At 31.8% G+C, this 8,520-nt stretch carries 1 protein-coding gene, 13 tRNA genes, 2 rRNA genes and 1 pseudogene; all 17 read right to left on the bottom strand.

Annotated features, from left to right (window positions below):
• Positions 1–141: pseudogene (locus tag ACR2F7_RS03255) on the bottom strand (hypothetical protein); the annotation flags it as partial.
• Positions 142–300: 159 nt separating this feature from the next.
• Positions 301–372: transfer RNA gene (locus tag ACR2F7_RS03250), tRNA-Met, on the bottom strand.
• A gap of 246 nt (positions 373–618) precedes the next feature.
• Positions 619–688: transfer RNA gene (locus ACR2F7_RS03245), tRNA-Met, on the bottom strand.
• A 71-nt stretch (positions 689–759) separates the two neighbouring features.
• Positions 760–833 (bottom strand) — tRNA-His (locus ACR2F7_RS03240).
• Between the two features lie 212 nt (positions 834–1,045).
• A 16S ribosomal RNA gene (locus ACR2F7_RS03235) occupies positions 1,046–2,634 on the bottom strand.
• Positions 2,635–2,763: 129 nt separating this feature from the next.
• Positions 2,764–2,847: transfer RNA gene (locus ACR2F7_RS03230), tRNA-Tyr, on the bottom strand.
• 935 nt (positions 2,848–3,782) lie between these two features.
• Entirely contained in the window at positions 3,783–4,310 is a 528-nt protein-coding gene (locus ACR2F7_RS03225) for a hypothetical protein (protein WP_432712162.1), read from the bottom strand.
• 2,776 nt (positions 4,311–7,086) lie between these two features.
• Positions 7,087–7,158 (bottom strand) — tRNA-Glu (locus ACR2F7_RS03220).
• 7 nt (positions 7,159–7,165) lie between these two features.
• Positions 7,166–7,240 (bottom strand) — tRNA-Pro (locus ACR2F7_RS03215).
• A gap of 5 nt (positions 7,241–7,245) precedes the next feature.
• A tRNA-Leu gene (locus ACR2F7_RS03210) sits at positions 7,246–7,326 on the bottom strand.
• A 71-nt stretch (positions 7,327–7,397) separates the two neighbouring features.
• Positions 7,398–7,469, bottom strand: a tRNA-Phe gene (locus tag ACR2F7_RS03205).
• Between the two features lie 44 nt (positions 7,470–7,513).
• A tRNA-Ile gene (locus ACR2F7_RS03200) sits at positions 7,514–7,585 on the bottom strand.
• Between the two features lie 75 nt (positions 7,586–7,660).
• Positions 7,661–7,732: transfer RNA gene (locus tag ACR2F7_RS03195), tRNA-Asn, on the bottom strand.
• A gap of 46 nt (positions 7,733–7,778) precedes the next feature.
• Positions 7,779–7,849, bottom strand: a tRNA-Ala gene (locus tag ACR2F7_RS03190).
• Between the two features lie 16 nt (positions 7,850–7,865).
• A tRNA-Met gene (locus ACR2F7_RS03185) sits at positions 7,866–7,937 on the bottom strand.
• Positions 7,938–7,997: 60 nt separating this feature from the next.
• A tRNA-Asp gene (locus ACR2F7_RS03180) sits at positions 7,998–8,073 on the bottom strand.
• Between the two features lie 69 nt (positions 8,074–8,142).
• A 23S ribosomal RNA gene (locus ACR2F7_RS03175) occupies positions 8,143–8,520 on the bottom strand; the annotation flags it as partial.

Below are 8,520 nucleotides of genomic sequence, written 5' to 3'. Positions count from 1 at the left end.
GAATAATTGTTTTGCGATAGATGGATTACGTGCGATTGCACTGATTAATTGTCCAAAAACAACACCGATTCCGACACCAGAACCTGCTAAAGCAATTGTTGCTAAACCTGCACCGATTAATTTTGCTGATTGTAAGATCATAATTTTAAATGGTTTTTCATTTCTATAAATAATTATAGAAATATTATTTGAGTATAAATTATTTAGTTATTACTTTTAGTTTATAATTTTTAGCTATATAAAAACAAAAAGGGTAATTTATACAAAGTTTATATATTAATATATAACTTCATTTTACTATAAGCCTGGCAGGACTCGAACCTACAACTTTATTATTATGAGCAACACATTCTACCATTGAATTACAGGCTCTTTTATTTCTACATTTATTTTTACAGTTACCGTACCTAGTTTATACTTTTAGTTATTACTTTTAGTTTACACTTTTAGTTATTACTTTTAGTAAAACTATAAAGTGAAACTATAAAGTAAAACTATAAAGTTATTGCTATAAGTTGTTACTTATAGTTTTACTTTTTATAAAACTATAAAGTTTTACTTTTTATAAAACTACAAAGTTGTTACTTTTTATAAAGTAAAAATCGAAATAATTGAAGATAACGGACTTTGGAATCGAACCAACCCTTAGGGTCATGAGCCCCATGTGCTACCATTACACCTGCCCGTTTTATACTTTTTCTAAAACTATAAAGTAAAAGTAATAACTAAAACTAAAAAGTGAAACTATAAAGTAAAGGGTGGTAACTAATGGGGATCGAACCCATGACCTTTTGAATCACAATCAAATATTCTACCACTGAACTATAATTACCCTTTTTGTTTTTATATAACTAAAGGTAAAAACAAAAGTCTAAATTCTATTGAATTTTTTTATTAATGTGTGACATATTATGAAAATCTAGAAAAAGCATTCGTCCCTAAAGAAGTATTTGTGCTTTTTCGTAAATAAGCTGGTGCCAAGAATTGCTTAATGCCAACTTTTTCGTTTTATAAAAACTAAATATTAAATACAAAAGTTTTATCATTTTTCCGTTCTCCAACTGCACGTTCCCGTACAATTACCTTGTTACGACTTCGTCCCAATCGAGCATTCCCGTACGCAAGCTGTTAGTTTATAAGTATAACACAATATAAACCACTTTTCCCACTTTAAGGGAAGCGTCTTTCGGACCGTGACGGGCGGTTTGTACAGAGCTCCAGTACAAATTCACCGCAACTTTGCTGATTTGCGATTACTGGCGATTCCCCCTTCATGTTTTCAAGTTGCAGAAAACAATCCGACATAAGAATTTTTAGAGATTTACGCAAAATATTATTGTTCCTCTTTGAAATTCCCATTGTAGCACATGTGTAGCCCAACTCTCAAAGGCCATGACGACTTGCCGTGATCCCCACCTTCCTCTGAGCTTTCCCCAGCAGTAACTTCTAAGCTGCATCAGATATCTTGTCTTGCAATATTTTCTGAATTTTAATTAGAAGTGAGGTTTTCGCTCGTTCATAGCAATTAACCATCTATTTCACAACACGAACTTACGACAGCCATGCAACACTTGTGTCATCAATTATGCGTCAAGATTTTTTGTAATTCACCTTTGATCGAAACCAAAGGTATATGAATACTTTTCTGTGACTTTTTTTCAATGACTTTCACGAGTTGGTAAGATTAAACGAGGATTATCAGATTAAACCACATGCTCCACCGCTTGTAAGAACTCCCGTCAATTCCTTTAAGTTTCAACCTTGCGGTCGTACTACCCAGGCGGATTGTTTCACGCGTTAGCTGTAAAGAAAGAATACAAAAGATTCTTCTTTTAACAATCATCGTTTACGGCGTAGACTACCAGGATATCTAACCCTGTTTGCTCCCTACGCTTCCGTACCTCAGTGTCAGTTAAGTTTTGAAAGCTGCCTTCGCTTTTGGTGTTCCTCCTTATATGACAACATTTAAACGTTTACATAAGAAATTCCGCTTACACATCCTTAACTCTAGTTTTATCATATGCAAATCCTTCGCTACAGTTATTACTCCAGCATTTTAGATTCAGTTAATAAAACCACCTACATACCCTTTACGCCCATTAATGCCGAATAACGCTCGCACTGTCTGTATTACCGCGGCTGCTGGCACAGACTTAGCCAGTACTTCTTTCTAGATTATGGTACAGTCATTATCTTCCCACCTGAAAGCGTTTTACAGCTAAATGCCTCCTTCACGCACAAATTCTCGCTGGGTCAAGCTTTCGCTCATTGCCCAAGATTCCTCACTGCTGTCCCCCGTAGGGGATCAAACCTTATTTCAGTTCTGATGTGGCTGTGCATTCTCCCAAATCAGCTACGGATCATCAGCTTGGTAAGCCATTACCCCACCAACTACTTAATCCGACACTCACCTATCTAACAACGACGTATCTTTATCTTCAAATATTAATAATATTTGACATTATTCAGTATTCCTCAAAGGTTTTTGTAAGCATATCCTGAATTGTTAGGTAAGTTTTAAGTGCATTATTCACCCGGACGCCACTGCAATTATTTATATAATCGCCGTTCGACTCGCATGTGTCAAGCGGAACTCTAGCGTTCATTCAGAGTCAGGATCAAACTCATCAAATTTTATAATTATAAATTTTTATTTATATTACATTTTAACCACTTATTTTCTTTTTTATTAAACTCTATTTTCGTCTACAAAAGCAAATACCTTTTGTTTTTTTCAAAATTGGATACCCATTGTAAGCACAATGGGAAGAATAGGATTTGAACCTATGAAGAACTATGTTCGGCGGATTTACAGTCCGCTGCCTTTGACCACTCAGCCACCTTCCCTTTGGTTCATACTCAAAGTTTTCACCTTCGTTTTTACCGAGAGTTATAAACCATGTTTGTCTTCTGGTTTGTTAGTATTATACAAGGCAGCATGCCAAAAACTAAATCTGAAAACTTAAAAAGTTTTTCGGATTATAAACCGATATTAGATGAAAAGATACTAGAGTATTTAGAATTACTTTGTAATTTTTTTAAGACTCATAATCTTCTTTTCATTTTCATTTTACGTCTAGCTAAAAAGCTATATAAATAATTAACATTCACATCTAAATACAAAAAAAAATAAAAAGCAACGATTCAATAAACAGTTGATAAAAATGTTAATTTGTCAATTTGTGGCATGTTTTTTTGTTTTTTTTTTTTTGACTAAAAATTGTTATTTTCCAATTTTGTTAGAATTGTTGTTTTAAAATTTAATTAGTCGTGGGTTTTTCAGAGAAAACCAAACATTTCGTGGAGTTATACTCCAACTAAAAGGAATAACCTTTTTATCTAAAGTTTTGATTATATGAAAGTTTAAACTATAAATAAAGTTTAACAAGATAAAACCAAGCAATTAAATTAGAATCGAATCGCTTGGAAAACTTTTTAAGTTTTTTTTTTAGTTAATACTTTTAAGTTATAGCATATTATTATTATTAATCCTCGTCATCATCAAAACCATCAAAAGTAGCAAGTAAAACTTGTTTGTTTGTGAGATTTTGAATATAGAAATCAAATACGTGTGAAACTTTAACGTTTAAACTTTGTTGGAAATTAAATTTATATTTTGCGTATTTATTAAATTTTTTTTTGTGTATGATAATACGTGCTTTGCTAAAGTTATTACGATTAAAGCTTTTGTAAATTTGATTGCATGAATCTCTGATGATGACCTCTAATACTGAAATAACACTTTTTATTTCGACCAAAATAATTTTTACAACAGTATGATTTCAAATAATATCATTAGAGACTAAGGAAGAACAAATATTGTTAAGTACATTAATTTGTTGCTGAGATTTTGTACGAACATTTTCAGCATCCTTACTAAATGTCGCGTTAATATCAAAATCAATTTGACTAGAACCAGTAACTGGACTATAATTTTGATAATAAATTAACGCTTCACAGCAAGTTTCCAAGAACGTATAATTATCAATATCAAACTCTGCTTCCCCAAATAACGATAATTGTAATTGATCCAAAACAAAAGAATTAGTAATGATTTCATTACATAGTGTTTTTACACCAACAATGTTATTTGTTAATGCTGGTGAAAATTCAGTTACATTATCAATATAGTCTGAGTAGTTAACAATTTCATGTATAGCCGTATAAGCGAAATATGAATCGATATTAACTTCAAGTTGTTTAGATAGTGCAAGTAATAGTTTAGACTCCGTTTCAGTACCAACTATAGGGCGACCAACTAAATTTAAAGATCCCAGTTTAATTACGAACATGTCTACTAGAGCAATCATAGTATACGCGTCAAATAATTCTGCGGGCAAGTGTTCACCTTCTCATCAAGGTTGATTTCAAGTTTTATAAGACATTTCTCGAATGGCCGGTAAAGATGTATGATCATCAAATTCTGTAGCTAAACTATTTTCGTTTAGTATGATTGATCAAAGCCCCGTTTCCAATTTGTAAGCCATTAAGTACTGCGCGAAACTATCATTGTTACGATACTCAATATAATCATAAAAATAAAATTGTTCATTAATTTTTATTGATCTTTGTTGTCACCTAACATTACCATTTCGTCAATGTGTTATTTTACTTATAACATCCTTTCTGGAGTTTATACTCTTGGTAAAACCAAAAGGGTTTTTACTCAAAGTAAAAACTAAAGAGTCTTTTTTAGCTAAAGTATTTTGATTTATTGCGAAATTTTTTATTTTTAAAGAATAAATTGCATTAAAGAAATATTTAAGTTGATCATAAAAAGAATTTAGTACTAATGGTATTACGTATTTCAGTTCTTTATAGACCCAAGTCGGAAATTTTTTTAGGTTTATTTTTAGTCACGGATGAATTTGTAAGACATACATAGGTAAAGGAAACTTTAGTAGTAAAACACCAAGATAGTGTATAAAGTATGTAACAATCGTTTCATCGTAATTAATGGATTTTAGTGTAAATCGATATCATACACCGATAGTCCGAGTTCTTTCATCGAAAGGTTTTAAAAAATTTTCCATAACATAATTATATCAAGCATCATTTCACCTTAATATGCGTGGAATAACAATATCACAAAATAATTCAAGGACTTGTACTATAATGTGCGGCGGATTGATAATTACCGTTCGTAAGAAATAAAAAAAATCGCTGATTATTTCTTTTCGTCTTCAAGGTTGAAATAATTTAAGAATATGTCTTTTACGTCATCTTCAGCTTCGTTTGAAGATATTTATTGCATATCAATACTTTACATCGTCATAAAAAGCAATAATACCACCGATCATGAGAGATATAAAATGTTTTCATACAGCATAAGATTTTAGAAATGTTTTACGATCAATTTCATAAATTTGAGTAACCAATCCACGAAGAACTTCATAGAAAGAAATTTCTGTTACGACAATTTTTTTTTCAGGTTTTCACTTATTGTAAAAAGCGAGAGGCAAAAACCGGTATTTGTTTGCAAGAAAAGCTTCTTTATAAACATTTTTCTCTAAAACAACATATCAGGGTTTTTTTTCCATTGTATCTAAACATCAAGGACCTAGTGCCATAATAGGTTCACACCTATTATCATTTGTTTGTCAACAGATAGCCAAACAGCTTAATAAAACTTTGCTATTCGATTTATGGTCATAAACTAAATATTTTCCATAAAGTTTTTTTATTATCAGGCTACCCGTACCATTGATAATATTTTGTGCTTTTAAATTAAACTCAATTTCATTTAACATATTTTTACGGCCTAATATATATTTTTTTAATATTTCTTGTTCATATATAGTTTCTGATTTAGGATCAATACATATAGCTATATGGTAGTAGCTAATATGATGATTTATAAACAGATCCTGGTTAAATATTTTATAATTAACATAAACGTCATTTTTATTAAAAACATATTCTTGAAAGACGGTTTTATTTAGGCTTCAATTACGTTTCTGTATTATTTCTTTACGAAAGAAAGATTGATTTTTCTTGCGCAGAATAAATTTTCGACGTAAAGCGGTATGAATTAAAAACTTCTGCCTTCTAATCCTACGATTTTTTGCATATTCTAAAAAGTGATAATTACTATATTTTGTACAATCACGTATTCAAGAATAAGACAAATTGTGATATAGGAAAAAAAGTAAAAGAACAAACAATATTAATCAGCTCCCAACTTTTAAAGAAATTCAGTAAAACGTGAAGATAATTAAGATTGAATAAACAGGAAGTTGAAATTTATACCTACCTAAATCTGAACGTAAAAGTTTAACAAAGTCTATACCAGTCTCACTATAGTATAGTGTATATTTTAGATAATTTCAGCTATTCTGTATTGCTGTTCGAAGGAAGATATTTTTAGAAAAATATCGTAAGATACTTTGAGTTAAAGTATTCCTGTAAAAAGCAGAGCTTTGAAATCATTCCACAAATTGATGTTTTATGCGTCAGTATCTTCTATTTATTCTTCGAATAAACTTCATATCAAAAGATTACAAACATTAATTCGACAATAAATATTAGTGGTGAAACTGCAATTGGGCAACTAATCATTAATTGACCTAAAGCTGTATTTCTATAACTTAAATAATAAAGACCTAAAGCTAAATTAATCAATAGATCACTTAAGATCATGTAAGCACGAAAACTATTTGATAATTCAGTATTGTATTTTTTTTTTAATCTTTTGTTATAAATTTTTGTGGTTAATCAGTATAGCAGTATTAAGCCCGCTAGAGAAAAGAATCATTGCTCTAACGGTCATAAATTAACAAATTCAATTAATGTTTTGGTTGATAATGCTATAATAAATATTACTTGATTTTGCACTTTAGACTGTTGAACGCCATTCTGTACGTTCGGTGTTAAAGCGCGGATAATATCATAATTCTCTTTAAATTTTTTTATGTTTTTTTGTATTGTGATTTTCATTTTTTTTTAGACAAGGGAGAAGGGAATTGAACCCCTGATTCAAGATTTGAAGTCTTATGTTTTACCACTAAACTACTCCCTTTGGGTTCTTACCGTAGGTCATCAATTCCTACGGTTTGTTTAAAGTTGAAGTTTTTTTGTTATAAAGTATACTCCTTATGAGAATTGAACTCATATTTTTGCCGTGAAAGGGCAACGTCCTAACCTTTAGACGAAAGAAGCTTTAATTTCAGGATGGCAGGACTCGAACCTACGGTCTTCTGCTTCCAAGGCAGACACTTTAAAACCACTAAGCTACATCCCGTATTATACCTGCTACCGGACTCGAACCGATACTCCAAAAGGAACTAGATTTTAAGTCTAGCGCGTCTACCATTCCGCCAAGCAGGCTTTTAAGTTTTTACTTTAAAAATATTTGTATAAACAAAAACCAACGAATTAATACTTTTTTGCCCCAAATTTGCTCAAAGTTGGAATTGAACCAACGACCTTTGGATTTTCAGTCCACTGCTCTACCACTGAGCTACTCGAGCTTTTACTTAAGCGCAAGCTATTTGTTTCTATTGATCATATTAAGTGAGCCTAAGTAGACTTGAACTACTAACTTCACGCTTATCAAGCGTACACTCTACCATTGAGTTATAGGCTCTTCAGTTTGTACTTTGAGTATAAACTCTTCAGTTTTCACTACGAATTTGAAATAGAAATGTTTTAATTAGAATTAAGGGTAATGACGGGATTGAACCGTCGACCTTTTGGTTAACAGCCAACTGCTCTACCACTGAGCTAATTACCCTTTTGGTTCTTACCGTGGGTAAAACCTTAATTTTGTCTAATTTTTGTGGAAATAACCGGAATCGAACCGGTACGGCATGCTTGCAAGGCATAAATTCTACCATTAAATTATATTCCCTTAATGCTACTATTTTTGACGGAAGAGGGAATCGAACCCCCAACGGTTGGATTATGATTCCAAAATTCTACCATTGAATTATTCCGTCTTTATCATTGGTTGAGTTATTTGTTTTTAACAAATTTGTTGTGTATCAGAATAAAGAATATGGCGAGGAAAACGGGAGTCGAACCCGCAGCCTTTAGCTCGACAAGCTAATGCTTGACCAATTAAGCTATTTCCTCATAAAGAAAATCCCCCTCTTCTTCCGAAGAGAGGGTAAAAGCGTAAGCTTTTAAGAAAAAATTTAATTTAAGTGCATTACAAAGATAATTAGTATTATTTAGTGAATCATTTTACAATTGATCGACTTATAACCTATAAACATTATGTTCTTTAATATTTTGAAAAAAGATTAGAGGTAGGCTTCTTACTTACATGCTTTCAGTAATTATCCCGTCTAGATGTAGCTACGCAACTATGCTTTTGATAAACAATTACTAAACTATAGATCTATTTTACCCGGTCCTCTCGTACTAAGGATAAGGCCTCTTCTTTTTTATGTTATCAGTACAGAGGGACCGAACTGTCTCACGACGTTCTAAACCCAGCTCATGTACCGCTTTAATCGGCGAACAGCCGAACCCTTGGAACCGCTTTCAGCTCCAGGATGCGATAAGCCGACATCGAGG

Source organism: Pedobacter sp., from assembly GCF_045628745.1.
GTDB lineage: Bacteria > Bacteroidota > Bacteroidia > Sphingobacteriales > Sphingobacteriaceae > Pedobacter.
The sequence above is the reverse complement of the archived record's forward strand: the minus strand, read 5'-3'. Positions and strand labels throughout refer to the sequence as shown.